Origin of the sequence: Lysinibacillus boronitolerans JCM 21713 = 10a = NBRC 103108, assembly GCF_000772935.1 — a bacterium.
Lineage (GTDB): Bacteria > Bacillota > Bacilli > Bacillales_A > Planococcaceae > Lysinibacillus > Lysinibacillus boronitolerans.
Map to the genome: position 1 here is coordinate 1 of NZ_JPVR01000004.1, position 210 is coordinate 210.

The 210-nt window shown below is 31.9% G+C and carries 1 protein-coding gene; it reads left to right on the plus strand.

Translation table 11 applies throughout. The features are described from left to right. Positions 1-210, plus strand: a 210-nt coding sequence (locus tag CD31_RS00020; protein ID WP_036074714.1) for an IS3 family transposase, incomplete at both ends; no start/stop codon positions are given.

Below are 210 nucleotides of genomic sequence, written 5' to 3' on the forward strand. Positions count from 1 at the left end.
TGAAAAAATATAAGTCATATAAAGGGACAGTTGGTAAAATTGCGCCTAACATTTTAGATCGCAATTTTACAGCAAAAGCGCCTAATGAGAAATGGGTAACAGATATTACGGAGTTTAAGTTAATTGGTGAAAAGCTTTATTTATCGCCTGTTTTAGACTTATTTAATGGCGAAATTATTACGTATACAATTGGCTCTAGACCTACATATT